Source organism: Streptomyces crystallinus, assembly GCF_039521265.1.
Lineage (GTDB): Bacteria > Actinomycetota > Actinomycetes > Streptomycetales > Streptomycetaceae > Streptomyces > Streptomyces crystallinus.
This window is the reverse complement of the sequence record NZ_BAAACA010000052.1, coordinates 48,044-69,534: the sequence shown is the minus strand read 5'-3', so window position 1 is coordinate 69,534 and position 21,491 is coordinate 48,044. Positions and strand designations below refer to the sequence as shown.

Below are 21,491 nucleotides of genomic sequence, written 5' to 3'. Positions count from 1 at the left end.
GCAGTCGGAGAACTCAGCTCAGCCACCGATCTTTTAGGGGCGCGGGGAACTGCGCGACCAGCCACCCACACAGCCGCAGACAAAGGCGAAAGCGGGGCGCAGGGGCGAAGCCCCGCACGGGGTCCGGGGGCGGAGCCCCCGGCAGAGCGCCTCAGCCCCCACCCACCCCCGGAGGGTTCAGGGAAGGGGCGGGGTGGGGGTGAAAACCCGCTACGCCTCCGGCGTGCGCGCGTCGTAGCGTGCGAACCCCCGTCGGCTCAGCCCCAGCAACCCCACCGCCACCACACACGCCACCCCACCCCCCGTAATGGCCACCGTCGGCGAGGCCAGATCCGCCGTCGTGCCGGCCAGGAAGTCCCCGAGCCGCGGCCCACCCGCCACCACCACGATGAACACCCCCTGCAACCGCCCCCGCATCTCGTCCGGCGCCGCCACCTGGAGCATCGTGTTGCGGAACACCATCGACACCGTGTCCGCGCACCCCGCGAGCGCGAGGAACACCAGGCCCAGCCACAGCTGGCGGGTGAGGCCGAACACGGCGATCGCGGCGCCCCACGCCCCCACCGACAGCAGGATCGCCAGCCCGTGCCGGTGGACCCGGCTGAGCCACCCCGAGAACACCCCGCCCAGCAGCGCCCCGAGCGCCGGCGCGGCCACCAGGAGGCCGGTGGTGCGGGCGTCGCCGCCGTACCAGAGCGCCGCCACCGCCGGGAACAGCGCGCGCGGATGCGCCAGGATCATGGCGCAGAAGTCGGAGAAGAAGGTCATCCGGAGGTTGGGCCGGGTGGCCAGGAAGCGGAACCCGTCGAGCACGGACGCCCGCTTCGCCCCGGCCCCCTCCTCCCGGTCCGGCAGCATCGACGGCAGCCGCCACATCGCGTACAGCGAGGCGGCGAAGGTGACGGCGTCGATCGAGTACGCCGACTGGTAGCCGCTGAAGCCGACGATCAGGCCGCCCAGCATGGGGCCGAGCAGCGTCCCGGACGTCATGGTGATCGAGTTCAGCGCGTTCGCGGCCGGCAGCTGCCCGGGCGGCAGCAGCCTCGGGATCATCGAGGAGCGGGCGGGCCCGTTGAGCGCGGCGCAGACGGACTGGAGCGCCACGATCCCGTACAGGAACCAGACGTGCGCGAACCCCGCGAAGGCCGCGGCTGCGAGCCCGGCCGACAGCACGGCGGAGCCGGACGCGCTGGCGAGCCCCAGCTTGCGCCGGTCGACCGTGTCCGCGATCGCCCCGCCGTACAGGCCGAACACCATCAGCGGCACCAGCGAGAACAGCCCGACGAGGCCGACGCTGAAGCTCGACTCGGTGATGTCGTACACCTGGAGCGAGATCGCCAGGGAGGTCATCCCCTGCCCGATCCAGGAGATCGTGTTGCCGAACCAGAGCCGCCGGTAATGCGCTGAGCTGCGCAACGGCGTGAGGTCGGCGAGTATCCGGCTGCGGCTTGCGGTCGGGGAATCGGTATCGGCGGTCACGGGGGATGCTAACCGGCGGGCCCTGCGCCGGTCGGCGACGGGGGGACGTCCGCGCGGACGCCCGGCCCCGTCACGGCGACGGTCAGATCCGCTCGGCGTGCACGTACGACATGGGGTAGACGATCCGGCCCTTCGCGTCCACGTCGAAGGCGTCCGGGTCGAACGGCAGGGTGCCGCCCGTCTCCTCGCGCTGCTTCTCGAAGTACTCACGGGTGTGGTTGGTGGTGCACAGGCTGTCCTCGATGGCGAGGATCCGCCAGGTCCCGTCGAGGTTGGTACGGAAGTTCTCCTTGCTGACGCGCAGCTGCTGCGGCGGCAGACCGACCAGCTCCGACTCCGCGAAGGCGAACAGGTGCAGCTTGGCGCCGGGGGCGGTCACGCGGTGCAGGGCGGCCGCGTACGCGCGCCGCTGCTCGTCGCTGAGGACGTGGTAGAGCCCGTAGTCGAGCACGGTGTCGAAGCCGCCCTCGATGCCCTCGAACTTGGTGGCGTCCGACACCGCGAAGGTCATGTCCACGCCCCGCTCCCGGGCGCGCTCCTGGGCCTGGCCGATGGCGGAGGGCGAGAAGTCGAGGCCCGTGACGTCGTGGCCGCGGCTCTTGAGGTGCAGCGAGTTCTGCCCGGTGCCGCACCCGGCGTCCAGCACCTTGCCGTGGAACGCGCCGGACGCCTCCAGGGCCACGACGACGGGCTGCGGCTCGGGGATGTTCCAGGGCGCGAAGTCGAACTTCATGCCCAGGCCCTCCGTCCGCACCTTCCCCGCGTACAGCGGGTCGAAGTTGGCGCTGCCCGCCGTGTAGACCTGCTCCGTGCTCACGTGGTGCCTCCCGTTTACGTGCGCGGAAATCAAGTGATGCGGTCAATCTCCCGGACCCGCTCGTCTCCGGACAAGCCCGGGCGGCTGATCAGACGTTCAATCGCGGGAACTCCGCGGTTGAACGGGGTTGACAGGTGGGGGAATGACGATTCGGGCCACCGGTAATCCCGGGGCGCGCCCCGACCCCCGCGGCGGCGAGCCACCCACCCCCCGGCTGCGGCCCGGGCCCCCGCCCCGGGGTGTGCCCGGTCCTTGTCTGCGGCTCGGTGGCCGGTTGCTCGCGCAGTTCCCCGCGCCCCTGAAGGAACGGGCCCTGCGGGCCCTGTCGACGTCGGCTCTCCGTCCGGTGGCCGGTTGCCCGCGCAGTTCCCCGCGCCCCTAACCCCGCCCTCGACTGCGGGCCGGTGGCCGGTTGCTCGCGCAGTTCCCCGCGCCCCTCACGGGGTCGGGCGTAGCCGGAGAGTGTCGCTCAGCCGTCCGCTTTTAGGGGCGCGGGGAACTGCGCGACCAGCCGGCCACACAGCCGCAGACAAAATGACACCGGAGTTCCCCGCAGAAATGCACCGGGCGCATTCCCATTCCGCTCCGCGCATTCCCGGCCGACGGCCACCCGCCGAGAACCACCCCGGCCGGACCCGGACGCCGCCCAGCGGCATGTTGACGCCCGCCCCCGGCCACACCCCGGCCGACCCCGCCGCCCGCCCAGGGCCCCGTCCCGCGACGGCCCCCGAACACGAAGAGCCCCGACCGCCAAGACGGTCGGGGCTCCCCCCTGCACAGGCGTCCCGGCAGGTTGAAACGTTTCTGCGAAGGGAACGCAGAGTGGGGCGGGTGGGACTCGAACCCACGGCCGACGGATTATGAGTCCTTTGAGGATCTTGGCGGCCCTTGTCGATCAACGCCCATCTATGACCTTTTTGCAGGTCAGACGGCATGAGGCGCGTGAGTCTCATCCTGCCTCTGTCGATCTGTTCCTGTCCTTGTGTCCCGACTACGTCCCGACACCGTCCTGCTTGGACAACACCACCGGCCTCTCGGAGACGTAGCACCAGCTCGGCGAGGTGACTCGAACCCTGCCGCAGCGGATTGCTTTCCAACGCGCAGAGGCTCCACCCCGGTGCCGGGGCGGAGCCTCAAGTGGCCTTTGCCGCAGGCCAGAACATCTTCGGCAAGGGTAGCCGCTCCCGAACCGGTGGCGGCGGGAGTGTCTTGTTCGAGACACTCCCGGTACCTGGTGTGCCGGTGTGGGAGGAGGGCCAGGCTGCGGCATGAGTCCGGGGTGGCGGGGTGCGGGATCGACCACTCATCAAGGCGCCCGCATCCGGCCACTCTCCGCCGGTATCGAAACTCCACTGCGTCAGGCTCCAAGCCACGCGCGGCCCGCAGGTAGTCCTCACCGCCTGCCCCGAGGGGGAGCCGGGAATGTCGCGCGTGGAGACTGACTTGGCCTCAACGGAGCGGAATTCGTTGATCAGTAGGTTCGACCGCTTGGGGCGAGTGCAGGAACCGCTTCGCTGCTGGGGCGAACCGAGATGCTTGGCGGGCCGAAATGGAAAGTTCGCTTCATGAGGTGTGGACGTGTAGTGGACACAAGGAACCAGACGGTGGCGCTCTCGGATCGCCGGAGCCCAGATTCCTCCCTCGGCTGACGGATTCTCGCCCCCCGACCCCTCCTCCTGATGTACGAATCTTGTATGGCGAGTGCAGGGGGACTGACCGAGCAGGAGACGTGCGGGGCCTTGGTGCTGCCGGCGCTGTCCGCGGCGGGCTGGAGCAAAGATCAGATCCGCGAGCAGTACTCGATCAACGACGGCAAGCTCGTCGTGTCGCCGCGGCGGCATCGGCGTGAGCGGGCACTGATAGCGGACTACGTCCTGGAGTACCGCGACGACGTGCCCCTCGCGGTGGTCGAGGCCAAGCGGACGAGTGTGGATGTCGCGGCCGGAATCGAGCAGGCCAAGCGGTATGCCCGCCGACTGGGCCTGCCTGTGGCCTACGCCACGAACGGCATCGAGATCTGGGAGATCGAGATCGGCGGCAACCGGCGCCGGGTGTCATCGTTCCCGTCCCCGGAGGACCTTTGGCAGCGGTACTGCGGCGAGAAGAAGATCACGACCGATCTGGAGCGCGAGCTCATCCTCGCCCCGTTCGACCATCGCCTGCGCAACAATGATCTCACCCCCAAACGCCCCAGGTACTACCAGCGTCGAGCGGTCAACGAGGCGCTCTTGGCGATAGCCCGTGGCCAGAAGCGGATCCTGCTGACGCTGGCCACGGGCACCGGCAAGACCATGGTCGCGTTCCAGCTGGTCTCAAAGTTGCGCGAGAGCGGGTGGAACGGAGGCGAGAAGCCCCGCGTGCTCTACCTGGCGGATCGCAACATCCTGGTCGACCAACCGAAGGACGACTACTTCGAGCCAGTCTTCGGAGACGTCGTCCACAAGATCAGCGGAGGGGTGCAGCGCGCCCGGCAGATCTTCTTCGCGCTGTACCAGTCGTTGGACAGCAGCCGGGGCGACGAGGCCGCACTCTTCAGCCAGTACCCTCCGGATTACTTCCACCTGATCATCGTGGACGAATGCCACCGCGGGAGCTCGGCCGAAGAAGGAAAATGGCGGGGCATCCTCGACCACTTCTCTCAGGCCGTACAGCTCGGGTTGACCGCGACGCCGATTGCGGACTCGGAGCGGCACACCTACGGCTATTTCGGTGAGCCGGTCTACGAGTACTCCCTGAAAGACGGAATCGAGGACGGCTTCCTGGCTCCGTACCGTCTGAGGCGGGTTCACCTGAACGTCGACATGACGGGCTTCAAGCCTGAGCCCGGGCAACTCGACACTGCCGGCAACCCCATCCCGGACCAGGTCTATACGCAGCGCCACTACGAAAAGGTCCTGGCCATCGAGGAGCGCACCGAAGAAGTGGCCCAGTACCTCACGGACTACCTGGCCGAGACGGACCGGATGGCAAAGACGATCGTCTTCTGCGAGAACAACGATCACGCACACCGCATGGTCGCCGCGCTGAACCAGGCGAACCTCGACCTCGTCGCGCGCTACCCGGACTACGTCTGCCGGATCACCGATGACGACGGCAAACCGGGAAGAGAGCTCCTGGATCGGTTCCGGCGGGACGACACTGACGAGCCCGTGATCGTCGTGACCAGCCAGATGCTGACGACCGGCGTGGACATCCCCTCGGCCCGCAACATCGTGATCGTGCGCCGGATCAACTCCATGCCGCAGTTCAAGCAGATCATCGGGCGAGGCACCCGGCTGTGCCTGGACATCGACAAGGGGTCCTTCGACATCATCGATTTCGTTGATGCGACTGTTCTGTTCAACGATCCCGAGTTCGACGGCCCGCCGCTGAGAGTCATCAATGACCGGACAGACCAGCAGGGAGAGCTGATCGAGCGCGAAGAGCTGGACAGTCCGGGGGGCCTCGCCGAAAAGGTCGCAGAGCCGGAAGCGGACTTCCAGTCGGGGGATGGAGGCATACTTCCTGCGGATGACGACGGGACGGTGATCACGGACGAGGATCGCGTCGATGAGATCCAGAGTCGCGGTACCCGGCGCATCTACGTCAACGGAGTGGAGGTCTTCGTCTGGAATGACATGCACTACCAGCTGCACCCTGACGGCCAGTGCATGCGCATGGTCCAGTACCGGGAATACGTGCATGACCGTGTGCTGGAGCTGAAGCTGTCGCCGACGGATCTGAGGACGCAGTGGGCCACCGCTAAGAGTCGCAACATCTTGCGCGAGCGCCTGAACAGCGAAGAGATCGGCATCACAGAGGAGGACCTGCTGCGCAAGCTCGCCCATCCCGAGGCCGACCCCATTGATCTGCTGATCAACGCGGCCTGGGAGCTGCCGCTGATCAGCCGGTCCGAGCGGGCCCATCGGGTACGCCGTGAGCACGATCAGTTCCTCAAGAGCTTCGCACCTGAGGCGCGTGAGGTGCTGGACGCGCTGTTGGATCGCTTCACCGAAAAGGGTGCCACGGAGCTGGAGGCGGGCGCGCTGCGCGTACCACCCTTCCAGCAGTTGGGTACGATCCGGCAGCTGGCCGCACGGTTCGGCGGGGCGCCGCAGATGCACGAGGCGATCGACGACCTAGCTAAGCGGGTCTTCGACGTCGTATAACTACATCCTGCTTTTAGTTTCGCGTGTCGACCAGCGTGAAACTAAAGGAAACTAGGAAGAGTGTTTCTGCTACGCTCTCATGGTGCTCGGCGATGACACGACTCGCGACCGGCTCTGGCGCACTGCCGCCCGCCAGCGCGGCTACTTCACGGCCGCCCAGGCGCTCAAGGTCGGCTACTCCTACCAGGCCCAGCACTTCCACGTCGGTCGGCGCAACTGGATCCGTATCGACCGCGGCATCTACCGCTTCCGCGAGTATCTCGACCTGCCGAGTACCGACACTGACCACCTGGTCCGCTGGTCCCTCTGGAGCCGGGACCAGGCCGTGGTGTCACACACGACGGCCCTTGCTGTACACGACCTGGGCATCGCCAACCCGGTGGAGATCCACCTGACCGTACCTCCGAGCTTTCGTGCTAAGGACTCGGCTGTCGTCCTCCACCGCGCCACTCTCGGCGCTGCGGACATCGAACAGCACGAGGGTTTCAAGGTCACCACACCCCTGCGGGCCATCACGGAGAGCGCGGCTGACGCGGTCGATCAAGACGTAGTCGACTCCGCAGTGAACGACGCCCTCTCGCGGGGCCTGACCACCCGACGCCGTCTCCTGTACGCCGCCCAGGAACTCGGAGCGCGAGCCGAACTCGGCGTAGAGCGCGCGCTGAGGGAAGTGACGGGGTGAAGGAGAAGCGGTACCAGGATGCTGTCGCACTCCGTAGGGCACTGGAAGCCAGGCTGAAGCGCCAGTCGGAGACTGAAGCCACAGATCTGGGACGTCTGCGCCGCCGAGTGGTCTTCGATCGTATCGCTGCACGGCTCTCAGCCGACTCGGAGGCTGAGTGGATCCTCAAGGGCGGGGCCGCGCTTGAGTTCCGGCTCCGGAATCGGGCCCGAGCGACCAAGGACATGGACCTCGCCATCCGGGAAACGGGACTGACTGGCGGCACGCTTCGCGAGGCACTGCTCGATGCGCTCGCAGAAGACCCGGACGGGGACTGGTTCACTTTCCGGGTTCCCGCGCCGGTGGAGCTGGCCGCTGATACCGGGGGGCGCCCGGCGTGGAGGTTCTCCATCGAAGCCGGCCTCGGCGGCAAGCCCTTCGCCGGTGTCCGGATCGACGTCGCCGCCCGCGGCGAGGAGGTGGCGGCCACGGAGCCCCTGCCGCTCCTCGGCGCACTGGACTTCGCCGGAATCCCCGCCCGGACGATCGAGGCCGTGGACCGGCGGCAGCACTTCGCCGAAAAGCTCCATGCCCTCACACGTGAATACGGTGACCGTCCCAATACGAGGGTCAAGGACCTGGCTGATCTCGTGCTGCTGATCGAGACGGGCATGGCCGCCGACGCGGAGCTGGACGGCGTAGTGCGGCATGTGTTCACGATCCGGGACACACATGCCGTCCCTCATTTGATTCCCGACCCACCACCGCTGTGGCGGGACACGTACCCGCTTCTCGCCGAGGGACTGACCGAGACCACAGCGACCTTGGACGGCGCGCTGACCACAGTGCGCGAATTCTGGGCGCGAGTTGTGAACGCCTCCACCGGAACGGAAGACTGATGCCGCCGCAGGACACCACCGGCCAACTGGCCATTGACGTACCCGCCCAGCCCAAGAAGCGAACCCGCGCGGAACTTCAGTCGGCCATCAAGTCGGCGCGCGACATCATGCGCAAGGACGCCGGCCTCAACGGCGACCTGGACCGACTGCCTCAGCTGACGTGGATCCTCTTCCTCCGGGCCTTCGACGTGTGCGTGGAGGAGGAGCGGGAGGCGGAGATCCTTGGCTACGAGCGCGTGATCCAGCCGCCATACGACTGGGCGAGCTGGGGAGCAAGAACCGAATTTACGGGAAAGGAGTTTCTCGACTTCGTCAACATGAAACTGCTCCCGTATCTGCGTGACCTCAGTAGCGATGAGGAGGGAGATCCCAGAAATGTGATCTCCACCATCTTCCAGGATGTCAACAACCGGATGCTCTCGGGCACCTTGCTGCGCGACCTGGTCAACGTAGTCAATGACATCAACTTTGACTCCGCTGATGACATCCACACGATGGCCTTCGTCTACGAGTCGATCCTGAAGGAGATGCGGGACGCCGCAGGTGACTCGGGCGAGTTCTACACCCCGCGTCCGGTGATCCGGTTCATGGTGGAACAGAGCTTCCTCAAGCTGGGCGAGTCCGTCCTCGACCCGGCCTGCGGTACGGGCGGTTTCCTCGTGGAGGCCTACGAGGAGCTGAAGGATCTCCCGCGCTCCCAGGTGGAACTGGCCGAACTCCACCACAACATCCGCGGCATGGAGAAGAAGCCGCTCCCGTATCTGCTCGGCATGATGAACCTCCTCCTCCACGGGATCGACGCACCGAGCGTGGTCCGCACGAACGCGCTGCGCAAGATGCGGGAGGAGAGCAGCCCGAAGCACCGCGTGAACGTGGTGCTCACCAACCCTCCGTTCGGCGGTGAGGAGGAGAAGTCGGTAGCGGCGGCCTTCGACTCGGCCGGCGTCGGAACGCACGAGACAGCCTGGCTCTTCCTCTACTCCGTGATCGAGCGACTCAAGCCCGGCGGCCGCTGCGCGATCGTCCTGCCCAATGGCGTGCTCTTCGGCGGCGGCGTGGGCGCAAAGATCAAGCAGAAGCTGTTGCGGGAGTGCAACCTGCATACGATTGTGCGCCTCCCCCAGGGCGTCTTCGCCCCATACACGCAGATCCCCGCGAATCTGCTCTTCTTCGAGAAGGCTGGCTCGACGAAGGAGACTTGGTTCTACGAAGTCCCCTTGCCAGAGGGGAGGCGCGGGTACAGCAAGACGAAGCCCATGCGCTATGAGGAGTTCGCCGAGTGCGCGAAGTGGTGGGGTGGTGAGGAGCGTGCCGGGCGCGAGGCCAACACCTATGCATGGAAGGTCGACGCGAGTGAGATTGCGAAAGGGGGCTACAATCTCGACCTGCCCAACCCGCACGCAGGTGATGACTTGGCGCACCGACCTCCCGAGGAACTTGTGGATGAACTACTCAAGACGGAGCGAGAAATCCTGGACCTATTGATTGAGTTGAAGACGGGAATCACCGAATGATGACTCACCCGAAGGTGAGACTAGGTGACGTGCTTGAATTTGAGCGCATCCCCGTCGAAATCGAATCGGACCTACAATATCTCCAGATCGGCATCAGGTCGTTTGGGCGTGGGATTTTTCATCGCGATGTCACACTCGGTCGCGATCTTGGTAGGCTGCGCTACTTCGAGATCCATCCTGAACGGCTAGTCTTCAGTAATATCATGGCATGGGAAGGTGCTATCGCCCTCTCCGGACCTGGGGAGCGTGGATGTATCGGATCGAATCGATTCCTGAGCTTCCGATCCTCCGGTGGAGTTGATCTGAGGTACCTAAATTACTACTTTCAGGGCGAAGGTGGTGCCGCCCAAGCTAGAGAGTCATCCCCCGGATCCGCAGCCCGCAATAAGACGCTGTCCCTTGATTCTGTCATGCAAATGGAGGTACCGCTCCCAGACGTCGAAGAGCAGCGTCGAGTTGCCGACAAGTTGGATGCACTCCTAGGTCGAGTTGACTCGATTCATGTGCTGCGCGCACGAATGGGAGATATTCGGTCTGGCCTGGCGGAGTCGCTCATCGCCTCGGCTGTGGGTGGCGTCAGCGAATCGGTTCGGATTGGCGAGATCCTGGCGTTTACGCGCGTGCCCGTGCAAATCGATGACGCCGGTACCTATCAAACCATCGGGATTCGATCCTTTGGTCGGGGCATTATTCGCCACCCCGCCGTCTCTCCGGATGGTTTGAGTAAGCTAAGCTACTTCACATTCCCTCAAGGTGCACTTGCGCTGAGTAATCTCATGGCCTGGGAAGGGGGAATCTCTGTTACTCAGGCGGAGGATGCAGGGTATATCGCATCGAATCGGTTCTTCTTCTATTTGCCGGTCGATGACCGTGTGAACACGAGCTACCTCCGGCACTTCCTATTGAGCAAGCAAGGGTTGGCGCTCGTCGGTTCGGCCTGCTCGGCAGGAGCTGAGCGCAACCGCACCCTCGGCCGCAAGCGGTTCGAGGCGCTGACGATTCCGCTCCCCTCGCGCGCCGTGCAGGACCAGATTGCGAGCACTCTGGATCGGCTCTCGGAGCGGCTGAACAGCGCCTACGCCGAGCCCTCACTCGCCTCGCTGCGGCCGTCCATCCTCAACGCCGCCTTCACCGGCCAGCTGTGACCCGGCGCCAGACGCTGTCCGTCACGACCACGTGATCAAGGAACCGTAGTCCGACCGTCTGCGCCGCATCCCGCAGGCGGTCGGTCACCTGTCGGTCGGCCATGCTCGGTTCGGGGTTGCCCGAGGGGTGGTTGTGGGCCACGCCGAAGGACGAAGCGCCAGCCGACAGGACCAGGGCGAGAGTGTCGCGCACCGGGATCAGGCTGCGGTCCGTGGCGCCGTCTGTCAGGCGGGCGATTCGGAGGACCTTGCCGGACGTGTCGCAGGCCACGACGATTACGCGTTCGTGGCGTAGCCCGCGTAGCAGTGGTGCGGTGACCGCGGCGAGGTCGGCAGTCGTCGTGACGCGGTCAGGACTGTGCAGGTCCGAGTTCTGCAGACGGCGGGCCAGTTGGAAGGCCGCCGCGACCCGTACCGCTTTCGCCTGGCCCATCCCCGTGAACTGCACGAGGGCTTGTGGGTCTGCCTGAGCCAGGCCGCGGAGCCCGCCGTGTGCCGCGAGGAGCTCGCCGGCCAGCTGGACCGCGTCCTGCCCCGGAATGCCCGAGCCCAGAAGAAGGGCGAGTAGTTCTCGGTCAGCGAGCGCCTCCGCGCCGTGGAGCCACAGCCGCTCCCGCGGGCGGTCGGCCGCCGGCATGTCTTTGACCCGCATCCGCATGCCCCGCTCAGTCTGCGGAATCCCGGTCGATCGGCTCGTCCGTATCGCTGGCCCCACTCCCGCCGTCGTCGGGGACGGCCACATGCTCCTGCGCTCCGGCAGCGGACGAGCCGATGAGTTCCATCAGGCGCTTGTGGAGGGTTTCGGAGCGCGCACGGAGGAAGCCCTCATAGTCATCCCGCAGGGCGGCTTCGAAGGCATCCTCCTCGATGAGGCAGGTCGCCAGGCGCTTACGAATCGTGTCCTTGCCCTGGGTCTCGCACAGATCCTTCAAGTAGACCGATGGCGGCTGGTCGCTGATGGCGATGTTCGATACGGAACTCAGCATGATCAAGTTGGCGCAGACATTCGCCTGGCTCAGGTTGAGTCCCTGCTTCTTCAGGAACGACTTCGGGAAGAAGTGGTGGAACTCCTTGTCGTTCTGCCAGGACAGCGCCTTGTCCGTGTCGATCCGGCGGCCGTTGCGGAGGTCCAGCGGGTGGGCCTCGGCGAGCAACAGGCCTAGCAGCTTCGACGGGGCGTTCGTGGCCCTGAACTGATTGCGGCGCCACAGGACGCTGCGCGGCACGCCCGCACTGACCTCGATCTCATCGGTCCGACCCGAGGCGAAGCTGTGGACCGCCTCGCGGTCGTCCGCCATCTGCCGCGCGTTCCAACCCTTGAAGTACTCGCCGCTGGCGGTGAGCCAGAACCATCGCTCGATGGCGTCGTACTGGGCAGCCGTGGCCTTCGGCACCTGGCGGAAGATCTCGACCAGGACCGCGAACTGGTTGTAGTAGGGCAGGGCAGTAGCACGGGGCGTACGGACATGCGTGGTCAGGAAGTCGACCGCAAGCTTGGATGCTTCGACGGCGGCCTTGACCGCCTCCTCCAGCTCATCCTTGCTCAGATGCCGCAGCTGGTTCATGTCCTCACGAGAGAACCCGAACCCGGCAGCGGCGGAGATCGTGCGCAGCATGGTCTTCGTGTCGACTTTGCCGTACTGCTTCCGGCTCAGGACTTCGAGCAGCTCGTCGATCTCGTCCTTGAGATCGAACTCTGGGCTCCAGGTCGCCGCCCGCATCAGGTCGACGACGGTGAGCGGGGTCGCGGTGCTGTTGATCCGCTCGAAGACCTTCGCAACCTCGGTCGACGGCATGCCCCGGAGGGTGACTACGGCGATCTGATAGTTCGAGAACCGGTTGTACAGCTCCGCGGCCCGCTCCTGCAGGTCCGCGGAGCCGAGCTTCGCAGCGCGGTTGGCGAAGAGGAAGCCGTTGGAGAGCAGCCGAACCGGGATGATGTGCGCGGGCGGGTCCTCCAACGTATCCGTATGCCTGAACGCCTGCTCTTCGAGATCGTAGACGATGTTCCAATTGCTCTCGGTGTCACCATCCGGGGCCCAGTGCAGCGCCCCGCAGATCGTCGCCAGTCGCTGCTGTCCATCGAGGATGTAGTTCACCGGATAGCCATGGCGGTGTTCGCCGACGGCCAATCCGGCGACCGTGCGCTCACTCGCAAGCTGCTCGGTGCTCTGCCACAGCAGGATGCTGCCGATGGGGTAGTTACGCGCTACGGAGTCGAGTAGATCGAGGATCTGCTGCCGAGTCCAAACGAAGTTCCGCTGGAACTTGGGCAGTACTACATCACCCTCCAGCACCCGGTCGACCACGGTTACCAACCGTGGCACGCTCGAGTCCGGATCCTGTGCCTGGCGCTTCTGAACAGGAATCGTCGCCAACGTATGCCCCCCATCCGAGCAGTTGACGACAGTCTATGAGGCGCCACTGACAACGGCGGTCGTAGCCCGGTGCGACGGAAAGACGCTCTACTGCGCGCGAGTTCGAGACCTCAACTGCGCCCGCCGCGCAGCCTGCGTCGATCCAGGCAGACACCTCAGGTGAGTTCCTCCGGAGGGCTCTCGAGGAGTCCGCCAGTGGACACGCAGTGGACGGAAGGACCCGGAAGGCCAGCGCAGATCCAGAACAGCGAAGTGGCGGCGTCGTTCAAGCGGTGTTCCCAGGTTGATGGGGCTCCAGGAGCTGGGGCAGCGGCTGGCGCGGAGGCAGACACGACTTCCGGTGATCAAGGGGTCAAGTCCCTGATCACCACGACGGAAGACCCTGCCTGCCCGCTCTCCTCGCTCATCCCAGGCCCTCTGGGCCAACTCACCGACGCCGCACTGACCGGCCCCGATGACCTCCCCGGCCTGCTGACCTGCCTGGCTCAAGTGCCCGATCCCTGACGGCCAGGACCACCGCCACCCGCTCACCTTCGCCCTGTCTCTGGCCGCGTGCGCGGTCCTGGCCGGAGCGAAGTCCTTGGCCCGATCGCGGGGTGGCCGCCGACGCCCCCTCGCACGTCATGGCCCGGCTCGATGGCCCATCCGGGAGCCGGACCGCGGCCCCGTCGCCCCGGCCGAGGCTACCGTGCGTCGTATCCTCCAGCGCATCGACGGCGACGCGCTGGATACGGCCGTCGGGAATTGGCTCGCCGAGCACGAACGCGCCGTCGGCCAGGAGGAGAACGACGACGACCTGCCCTTGCCCTTCCTTGCCGCGGTGTCCGGCGCACCGACGACGCCCAGGTCTGAGGCGCCCGGCGTCCGCAACCACTGGGGCATCGAGAACAAAATCCACCGCGTCAGGGACACCACATACGCGGAGGACGCCTCCCGCGTACGCACCGCCCCACACTCCACGGCATCCCTGCGCGACCTGGCTATCGACCACTTGGCGTCGGGCACACCTCTCGCCGATTTCCCGCAAGAACTGCACGATCTGGTCGCGGACTCCGGCGTCGCCTGGGACTCCGTGGGCGAGGTGAAGCGAGTCACTCTTGTCGGGAACCGGATTAGCGCGGCACAGGGAAGCACCAAGGATGACGGCACCCACGTCAACACCCTGTGGGGAGAGTTGGCCTGGCAGCTCGGCGGCCGGGAGGCGTACGACCGAATGGCGGAAGACGACGAGGGCCGGTACCAGCCCTGCCCCGTGGGCCCTCCACATGCAGTCACCCCCAGATAGCGATCTGGACGAGTTGACCGGCCCCGCTGACCTGGCCTCTTGCCTGGGCGGGTCAGCGTGTGGACCTTCGCGTAATCCCCCAGGCTGAAGTCCATGGACATCCCCATGGAGAATGTGGAGTTGCTCCGCAGCGACCAGGCGGACGACGCGCCTCCCGGGCCGCCAGGCAACCAGCCGAGCTTTAGGTCCGAGCCGAGCGGTCAAGAATGAGCGCAGCTCATCGCAGTAGCGACGCCAAAGACGTCCTTGACCGCTCGGCTCGGACCGGACACTTCCCTGCCGGGCGGCCCGGCTCCTTCACACCCCCCGAATCACACGAACGAGCGGAGACGGAGCCGGTCTAGCGAATTACGTGACCGCCCGACAGAGGGCCTGCGGGCCCGATTGTCACGTCAGGGTGGGCGCCGGGTTCCCAAAACCACCAAATCGTCACCGGCGCCTACGTCCGCCTGATCGTCATGGCCGACTGCCCGTCGCAGGCAGCCGACACGGCTCCAAGACAGACGCCGCCCTCGGCGGTGGCCGGACCACCAAGGGCGCTCTGGCCACCGCCGCCATCGGCTATCCCAATGCCGCTTCCCTGATCCCGCACCGATGCCCGCCCCGGCGGCGAACTTACCGACGAGCAGGAAGCCGATAGTACCTAATTCCCCCCCCCCAAGGGTTCCAGACTTATTACCACAATCCACCCTTGGGGAAACTAATCAGTGACGAGCTCATCAAGCTTGTCAACCGACTTCAGAGTTCCCAATTCCTGGGCTGCGGAAACCAGACGCCCATAGTACTCCGAGGAAATCGAAAGAGAATCTTCGAGGGTCACCACCTCGGACAGCAAGGCAGCCGACGACCCTTCAGTGATCCTCACCGCGCGCACGCGCACACGGCTGACTCTGTCGAACACGGCCAACGACTGGCGGGCTTCTGCTGGTCCACGCGTCCCCTGTCCACCTCCAACACCCGTTGCTCGGTGGGTCGCTGGGTGCCGGTCGGCTCGGATCCGCACCGCGTGACCATCGAGGCCACGCCGACCGACTTCCCGCGCAGTGCCTTCTACGCCGTGGCGTACGACAAGGCCGGCAACCACTCCCCGGTGGACACGGGTTTCGAGGTCACTAGCCTGCACACCGCTGCCCCTGAGCGGATCTACGGGCCGGGCAAGGACCCAGCCAGGGACTCGCCGGACAGGACCTGCCCGGCGACCTGAACGGCGACGGCTACCCCGACATGCTGGCCACCGACAGCGACGGCAAACTGCGCTTCTACGCCGGTGACGGGACCGGAAACGTCGCGGCCTCCGAGGTGGCGGGGCAGTCCGGCTGGGGCGGCGCGCTGATCGCCCACCGCGGCGACTTCGCGGGCTTCACCAGCAAGACCGACGCCCCCGACGGCTATGAAGACTTCCTCGTCCGCCTCGGCGACGGCAACCTCTACCTCTACCCCGGAGACGGACTGGGCGGCCCCGACTACTGGACACGCCGCGAACTGTCCGGGCACCCGACGGCCGACAAGGTCTACAGCGACTGGTCGGGCACCCGGCAGATCATCCTGCCCGGTGACATCGACCAGAACATCACTGCGGGGCACGCGGGCGGCAACGACATGATCACCATCGAGTGCACCGACAACCCTTGCACCAACGCCAACCTGTGGCTGTACTCAGGCAACACCGTTGGCAGCTTCCCCAACACCTTCGACCAGACCGAACCGTTCGACCTGAACAACCGGCGCCTGATCGGCAACGGCGGCTGGCGCGACTTCACCAACCTGGCCGTCGGCGACGTCAACAGGGACGGTATCCAGGACCTCATCGCCCGCGACCCGTCCACCGGACAGCTCTACGTCTACCCGGGCAAGATGACCAACGGTGTCTTCTCGCTGGGCAGCAAGGACGAGCGGACCGTCTACGGCACCGCAGGCTGGAGCGCCTCGCTGCGCCCGCACCTCGCCTCGCCCGGCAACGTCCAAGGCAGCGTCGTGGGCGCCACGGCCTCCGACCCGGACGCTGGCACCAACATCGCCTACCACCAGTTCCAGCCCCAGTCCGGCGACGAGTACGGGGACCTCTGGGCCACCACCCCTGCCGACCCGAACTACACCGTCAACTACGTGGACGGTAGCGGTACGGCACGCTCAACGACCTGCCCCACCGGCTGCCTGCTCTTCTACCCCGGCGGCCCTACCAGCCACCGCAGCCCGACCTTGGTCGGTACCGCAGGCTGGGCCAGCGTCATCACCAACCTCTACTGACCCCGGCGGCCCACCCGGAACAAGCAGGACGCTGCCTGCGGAGGGCTCTCTGAGCCCTCCGCAGGCAGTTCCCAGCCCCAGCCATCCACGCTCATGTCATCCACGGGAAGAAACCCATGTCTGAATCGCTCCGCGGCTCCCTGCCTCGCATACGCCTCACACGTGCGCGGCACCTCGCCACCGCCCTCGCCCTGTCCGCCTGCATGGCCTTCGCCAGCCACGCCGCCGCAGACGGCCCGGCACCGCAACCAGTGCCCCGCGCTGTGCCACGTGCCGACTTCGACGGCAACGGCCTGGGTGATGTGTTCTTCCGCACCGCGGACGGACACCTGTACGTCTCAGAGTCCGGCCGCCCCGCGTATGGCCCCGGCGACTTCTTCAACGAGCGCGACCACCCCGAATGGAACTTCTACAAAGACATCATCCCCATCGGGGACCAGAGCGGTGACGGCCTGGCCGACTTCCTCACCCTCTCCGCCCAGGGACGGCTCGACCTCGTCCGCAGCTACAGCGACAACTCCGCCAACGGCGTCACCTGGTCCGGAGGCGGCTGGCAGGCCTACAACAAGGTCTTCTCCCCGGGCGACGTCAACGGCGACCACAAGGCGGACCTGCTCGCCCGCACCCCGGACGGCGACCTCTACCTCTATCTCGCCACCGGCAACCTCACCTCGCCGTTCACCCCGCGGACCAAGTTGGGCTCCGGCTGGCAGCGGTACGACCAGCTCGTCGGCCTCAGCGACAACAACGGCGACGGCATCGGCGACCTCCTCGCCCGCGCGCCGCAGGGAGACCTGTACTTCTACGCGGGAACCGGCGACCCCACCCGCCCCTTCCGACCCCCTGTACTCGTCGGCGGCGGCTGGAACGCGTACAACCAGCTCGCCGGGGGCGACGACATGACCGGCGACGGCACCAGCGACATCGTCGCCCGCACCCCGGGCGGCGCCCTGTACGTCTACCAGGGTGACGGACACGGCAACTTCACCGCCTGCACCCTGGACAACCGGGGTTTCCGCTGGGAGCAGGCGGACCTAATAGCCACTGCAGGTGGCAACCCGGCCTTCGGCAAGCCCAAGATCCTCGCCCGCGACAGCCGGGGCGTCCTCTACTCCTACCAGGCACTCGGCAACGGTCAGCTCGCAGCCCGCCACCCAGAGCCCCGCCTCTACCGGTGCGGAACCGCCCTGAGCACCCTCATCGGCTACGTCTCGGACCTGGCCGCCGACGGGCAGCCCGACACCCTCTCGATCTGCGGATGGGGGCAGCTGTTCGGGGGCAGCGAGGGCCAGAATCCCATGGGCAGCGGCGGCTGGGACGCCTACACCGTCCTGACCGGCCCCGGCGACCTGACCGGCGACGGCAAGGCCGACCTGCTCGCCCGCGACAAGGCGGGCACCCTCTACCTCTACAGGGGCGACGGCAGTGTCGACTTCCCCGGCCTCTACCCCCGCATCCGCATCGGCGCCGGATGGAACGCCTACGACAAGATCCTCGGCGCCGGCGACTACACCGGCGACGGCCGCCCGGACATCGTCACCCGCACCCCCAGCGGCTCCCTCTACCTCTATGAGGGAACCGGCACGGCCACAGCACCGTTCAAGGCAAGGCTGCAGATCGGCGGCGGATGGCAGCAGTACACCCAGCTCGCCGCCATCGGCGACATCGACGGCGACGGCAAGGGCGACCTCCTCGCTGCCAACTCCCGCGGCGACCTCTACCGCTACAGCACAACCGGCACCGGCACCTTCCAGCCCCGCGTCAAACTCGGCAGCGGCTGGAACACCTACCACGACCTGTACTGACCAGTAGGCGCGTCCGGCGGCCTCGACACCTGTGGCCGCCAGGCGCGGCCCGCCTCGCGCCGAAGCCAAGGACACACATCGGATGGGACTAATGAGGTCCGGCCCGAAGAGAATCTCTAGGACAGCGTGCTTGCATTCCTGGACTGCCTGCTGGCCGGATGGCCAGTCGGATAGACGGGACAGCTTCCACTAGAACCTTCTAGAGTGCCCGTCAAAGTCTGATGGCACAGGTGGGGCCCGGCGCTACGGGGACGGGTTCGGGCGCAGTTCGCAACCAGGCATCCTGGATCATTCCCGACTCCTTGGGCTGCCTCCGGTCCGGGCCACTCTCAAGCCAGCGAGCAGCACACAGGTGCCTGCAATAACGCGACGCGACCATCAACCCACAAAGACCCAATTGTCCGACTTTCCGGACCCCAGCGTCCCAGCTTCTGTCCCAACAGGCACGATTCCATGCCAAGACGGCCGCCGGGATCCTCTCCCGGCGTAGCCCTGAACAGCAAAGGTGCTGCTCAGAACGTTTCTGCACACGGGGCGCAGAGTGGGGCGGGTGGGACTCGAACCCACGGCCGACGGATTATGAGTCCGCTGCTCTAACCGGCTGAGCTACCGCCCCTAACGGCGCGTCGCGCACATTTGTGCGCGCCGTCTGCCGCAGCATAGCCGCTCATACGATCTCCTGCCTCGGATGGTCGGCAACGCATGCCCATGAGGACCCCGTGGCGCCCCGCGCGGTTCCCCCGGGCATGAAAAAGGACCCTCGAGGGGCCCTTTTCACTGCTCTCCCGACTGGACTCGAACCAGTAACCTGCCGGTTAACAGCCGGCTGCTCTGCCAATTGAGCTACAGGAGACCGAGCTCCCCCGACTGGACTCGAACCAGTAACCTGCCGGTTAACAGCCGGCTGCTCTGCCAATTGAGCTACAGGGGAATGTCTCGTTGCATCGAACGTACCTACCCCGGGTGTCCCCGGGCGGCGTGCGCTCGCTGCGACACATACATTAGCGCAAGCAGGGGGGTGCTCCGCCAATCGGTTCCGCCCCGGGTGATCACGGGGCTGCACGGGTAGGCGCAGACCACGACGCCACAGTGGCGTCGGACAGACGCCACAGAAGGGTGACCGCCATGCGCTACCGGCTCACGTTCGCCGTCGGACTCGTCGTCGGGTACGTGCTCGGGACCCGGGCCGGACGGGAGCGGTACGAACAACTGAAGAAGTCCGCCCGGCAGGTCGCGCAGAACCCGGCCGTGCGCAACACGGCCGAGTCGGCCGCGCAGAACGGCCGCGCGTACGCGGGCAAGGCCTTCCACGCGGTGAGCGAGAAGGTGTCCGACAAGGTCGGGGAGAAGGCGCCGGGGTCGATCGCCGACCGGGTGCGGTCGCTGCGCGAGCGCGGCCAGGGCAGCGCCGAGGACGACTGGGGCACCAGCAACACCTGAGAGCCTGTTTCCGGACCGGGCTCAGACACCGGCCCCGGGCTCAGACACCGGCCCCCCGCAAGAGCCGGTGGCCGCGGGGGCCCGGTGGGCCCCCGCGTGATGCAGAATCGTGCGCATGGGGATAGTCGCCGGGCTGGACAGCTCTTCCGCCTTCACTCGCATCGTCGTCTGCGACACCGACACCGGTGCCGTCCTGCGGCAGGGGTACGCCCCGCATCCCGTCGACCCGAAGGCCACCGAGGTCGATCCGCAGGCCTGGCTGCTCTCGCTCGGCGAGGCCGCGGCGGGCGGGCTGCTCGAAGGCGTGCAGGCCATCGGCGTCGCCGCCCAGCAGCACGCGCTGGTCGCGCTCGACTCCCAGGGCGCGCTCGTACGGGCCGCCCTGACCGGCAACGACAAGCGCGCCCAGGTCGCGGCGGCGGATCTGACCGACGCGCTCGGCGGGCGCGAGGCGTGGGCCAAGGCCGTGGGCTGTGTGCCGCAGGCCGGGCAGGCGGTGGCGAAGCTGCGCTGGCTGGCCCGCAACGAACCGGAGGCGGCCGGGCGTACCGCCGCCGTCCTCCAGGCGCACGACTGGCTGGTGTGGCAGCTGCTGGGCCGCCCCGCCCGGCGCACCACCGACCGCGGCGCCGCCTCCGGCACCGGCTACTGGTCCGCCGCGACCGGCTTCTACCGCCCCGACCTCGTCGAGCTCGCGCTCGGCCACCACGTGGCGCTCCCCGAGGTGCTCGGCCCCTCCGACGCGGCCGGCACCACCCCGGAGGGGTTGCTGATCTCGGCCGGCACCGGCGAGACGATGGCCGCGGCCTTCGGGCTCGGCGTGGGGCCCGGCGACGCGGTGGTCTCGCTGGGGGCCTCGGGTTCGGTCATGGCCGTGCACCACGAGGCCCTGGCCGACCCGGACGGGATGATTACGTCGTTCGCCGACGCCACCGGCCGCCATCTGCCCGTCGTGCATACGAGCAACGCGGTACGGGCGCTGCGCGGCACGGCGGAGATGCTCGGCGCGGAGAGCCTGGAGGAGCTGTCCGCCCTGGCGCTGAAGTCCACCCCGGGCGCCTGCGGTCTCGTCCTGCTGCCGTATCTGGAGGGCGAGCGCACGCCCCGGCTGCCGCACGCGGCCGGCACCCTGGCCGGGCTGCGGCGTGAGTCGATGAAGCCCGAGCACCTGGCGCGGGCCGCCTTCGAGGGCATGCTCTGCTCGCTGGCGGACGCGCTGGACGTGCTGCGGCTGCGCGGGGTCGAGGTGCGGCGGGTCTTCCTGCTGGGGGCCGCGGCCGAACTGCCCGCCGTGCAGGCGGCGGCGCCCGCGATCCTGGGCACCCAGGTGGTCGTGCCGCAGCCCGCCGAGTACGCGGCGCTGGGCGCGGCCCGCCAGGCGGCCTGGGCGCTCGGCGTCTCGCAGGGCTCCCTCGCCGCGCACACCCCGCCGGCCTGGCAGGGCGCGGCCGCCCAGGTCTTCGAGCCGGGCGAGGAGCTGCCGGTGGGGCAGGCGGTGCGCCAGCAGTACATCGCGACGCGCGACGAGATCCACCCGGGTGCGTTCGACCCGATCGGCTGAGGCTCCGCTTCCGGTCCCCGGAGGCAGAGGAGGGGCCGTACGGGGTGCTCTCCGGCGCGTCGTCTTGACCGGGCCGGAGGTCCGTCCTTGACTCATCCTTTTGACTCGCCCT

At 67.3% G+C, this 21,491-nt stretch carries 16 protein-coding genes and 3 tRNA genes; 11 read left to right on the top strand and 8 right to left on the bottom strand.

The annotated features are described in order from the left end of the window. Positions 1–210: 210 nt before the first annotated feature. Positions 211–1,479 (bottom strand): MFS transporter, encoded by a 1,269-nt coding sequence (locus ABD236_RS31050; protein WP_344079509.1) that lies wholly within the window; start codon positions 1,477–1,479, stop codon positions 211–213. An 82-nt stretch (positions 1,480–1,561) separates the two neighbouring features. Next, complete coding sequence (locus tag ABD236_RS31045) at positions 1,562–2,296, bottom strand: class I SAM-dependent methyltransferase (protein ID WP_344079506.1); 735 nt, start codon at positions 2,294–2,296, stop codon at positions 1,562–1,564. A gap of 1,694 nt (positions 2,297–3,990) precedes the next feature. On the opposite strand from ABD236_RS31045, the gene hsdR reads away from it, so the two are divergent. The 5 genes from hsdR to ABD236_RS31020 all read left to right on the top strand — a co-directional run bounded on the left by hsdR (position 3,991) and on the right by ABD236_RS31020 (position 10,663). Continuing rightward, positions 3,991–6,444: an EcoAI/FtnUII family type I restriction enzme subunit R gene (gene hsdR, locus ABD236_RS31040; RefSeq protein WP_344079503.1), complete on the top strand. Its 2,454-nt coding sequence runs from the start codon at positions 3,991–3,993 to the stop codon at positions 6,442–6,444. A 79-nt stretch (positions 6,445–6,523) separates the two neighbouring features. Continuing rightward, entirely contained in the window at positions 6,524–7,126 is a 603-nt protein-coding gene (locus tag ABD236_RS31035; protein WP_344079500.1) for a type IV toxin-antitoxin system AbiEi family antitoxin domain-containing protein, read from the top strand. Next, entirely contained in the window at positions 7,123–8,004 is an 882-nt protein-coding gene (locus ABD236_RS31030) for a nucleotidyl transferase AbiEii/AbiGii toxin family protein (RefSeq protein WP_344079497.1), read from the top strand. Before ABD236_RS31035 ends, ABD236_RS31030 begins: the two co-directional genes overlap by 4 nt. Then, positions 8,004–9,518, top strand: coding sequence for a type I restriction-modification system subunit M (locus ABD236_RS31025; protein ID WP_344079494.1), 1,515 nt, complete (start codon positions 8,004–8,006; stop codon positions 9,516–9,518). Before ABD236_RS31030 ends, ABD236_RS31025 begins: the two co-directional genes overlap by 1 nt. A 29-nt stretch (positions 9,519–9,547) precedes the next feature. Continuing rightward, a complete protein-coding gene (locus ABD236_RS31020; protein WP_344079491.1) occupies positions 9,548–10,663 on the top strand; it encodes a restriction endonuclease subunit S in 1,116 nt (371 codons plus the stop codon). Here ABD236_RS31020 and radC read toward each other — a convergent pair. Further along, positions 10,647–11,321 (bottom strand): RadC family protein, encoded by a 675-nt coding sequence (gene radC / locus ABD236_RS31015; RefSeq protein ID WP_344079487.1) that lies wholly within the window; start codon positions 11,319–11,321, stop codon positions 10,647–10,649. The genes ABD236_RS31020 and radC overlap by 17 nt on opposite strands. Before the next feature lie 7 nt (positions 11,322–11,328). Continuing rightward, the gene (locus ABD236_RS31010) at positions 11,329–13,041 is read right to left on the bottom strand and encodes a GmrSD restriction endonuclease domain-containing protein (RefSeq protein WP_344079484.1); all 1,713 of its coding nucleotides are present in this window, start codon (positions 13,039–13,041) and stop codon (positions 11,329–11,331) included. Between the two features lie 496 nt (positions 13,042–13,537). Between ABD236_RS31010 and ABD236_RS31005 the strand changes: the two genes are divergently transcribed. Then, positions 13,538–14,326 (top strand): transposase family protein, encoded by a 789-nt coding sequence (locus ABD236_RS31005; protein ID WP_344079519.1) that lies wholly within the window; start codon positions 13,538–13,540, stop codon positions 14,324–14,326. Between the two features lie 700 nt (positions 14,327–15,026). Here the strand turns inward: ABD236_RS31005 and ABD236_RS31000 are convergent. Beyond that, positions 15,027–15,233: a hypothetical protein gene (locus tag ABD236_RS31000; protein WP_344079481.1), complete on the bottom strand. Its 207-nt coding sequence runs from the start codon at positions 15,231–15,233 to the stop codon at positions 15,027–15,029. Between the two features lie 99 nt (positions 15,234–15,332). On the opposite strand from ABD236_RS31000, the gene ABD236_RS30995 reads away from it, so the two are divergent. From ABD236_RS30995 to ABD236_RS30985, 3 genes are all read left to right on the top strand, one after another. Further along, positions 15,333–15,530, top strand: coding sequence for a hypothetical protein (locus ABD236_RS30995; RefSeq protein ID WP_344079478.1), 198 nt, complete (start codon positions 15,333–15,335; stop codon positions 15,528–15,530). Positions 15,531–15,550: 20 nt separating this feature from the next. Further along, complete coding sequence (locus ABD236_RS30990) at positions 15,551–16,573, top strand: hypothetical protein (protein ID WP_344079475.1); 1,023 nt, start codon at positions 15,551–15,553, stop codon at positions 16,571–16,573. A gap of 116 nt (positions 16,574–16,689) precedes the next feature. After that, complete coding sequence (locus ABD236_RS30985; protein ID WP_344079472.1) at positions 16,690–18,378, top strand: FG-GAP repeat domain-containing protein; 1,689 nt, start codon at positions 16,690–16,692, stop codon at positions 18,376–18,378. 542 nt (positions 18,379–18,920) lie between these two features. On the opposite strand, the gene ABD236_RS30980 is transcribed toward ABD236_RS30985, so the two are convergent. The 3 genes from ABD236_RS30980 to ABD236_RS30970 all read right to left on the bottom strand — a co-directional run bounded on the left by ABD236_RS30980 (position 18,921) and on the right by ABD236_RS30970 (position 19,309). Further along, a tRNA-Ile gene (locus tag ABD236_RS30980) sits at positions 18,921–18,994 on the bottom strand. Between the two features lie 164 nt (positions 18,995–19,158). Beyond that, positions 19,159–19,231 (bottom strand) — tRNA-Asn (locus ABD236_RS30975). A 5-nt stretch (positions 19,232–19,236) separates the two neighbouring features. Continuing rightward, positions 19,237–19,309 (bottom strand) — tRNA-Asn (locus ABD236_RS30970). Positions 19,310–19,494: 185 nt separating this feature from the next. On the opposite strand from ABD236_RS30970, the gene ABD236_RS30965 reads away from it, so the two are divergent. Further along, positions 19,495–19,818 carry a YtxH domain-containing protein gene (locus tag ABD236_RS30965; protein WP_344079469.1) on the top strand — a complete coding sequence of 108 codons (324 nt, stop codon included), beginning with the start codon at positions 19,495–19,497 and terminating at the stop codon, positions 19,816–19,818. Positions 19,819–19,933: 115 nt separating this feature from the next. Further along, positions 19,934–21,379, top strand: coding sequence for an FGGY family carbohydrate kinase (locus ABD236_RS30960; protein ID WP_344079466.1), 1,446 nt, complete (start codon positions 19,934–19,936; stop codon positions 21,377–21,379). Positions 21,380–21,491 lie beyond the last annotated feature (112 nt).